Origin of the sequence: Bradyrhizobium sp. NBAIM08 (genome assembly GCF_020193935.1) — a bacterium.
GTDB classification, from domain to species: Bacteria; Pseudomonadota; Alphaproteobacteria; order Rhizobiales; family Xanthobacteraceae; genus Bradyrhizobium; species Bradyrhizobium yuanmingense.
The window spans coordinates 1-391 of the sequence record NZ_JADYVR010001182.1 but is presented as its reverse complement, the minus strand read 5'-3'; the positions used below and the strand labels follow the sequence as shown (position 1 = coordinate 391).

Here is a 391-nt window from a genome sequence, read left to right as displayed (position 1 = left end):
CGGTGGTCGCGTCCGGCAGGCACGCGCGGTAGGCGGGGAGGTCCTGGACGGCGGGCACGTTGCCCACGAGCACCTCGGTCGCGCCGTCGCGCCGCAGCGCGTGCACGAGGGTCCGCAGCTGCTGCTCGTAGGTCTGCACCGTGACGCCGTGCGTGATGTCGTTGACCGCGAGCCAGACCGTCACCAGGTCCGGCTCGGCGGCCAGCGCCTGCGGGAGCTGCTCGGTGAGCGCCTGGCCGACCGTCGAGCCGGACACCCCGACGTTGAGGTAACGGGCGTCGGCCAGCTCGCGACGCTGCAGGACGTGCGGCCACGCCTGGCTCGCCGGGTGGTCCGCACCCACGCCGACGGTCTCGCTGGCCCCGACCGCGACGTAGACGTCGACCTCGCC

General features: G+C 74.7%; 1 protein-coding gene. It reads right to left on the bottom strand.

Features of this window, described 5'->3' with window-relative positions; translation table 11 throughout:
• A partial coding sequence (locus I6F37_RS44050) for a GDSL-type esterase/lipase family protein (protein WP_225154992.1) occupies positions 1 to 391 on the bottom strand: 391 nt, incomplete at both ends.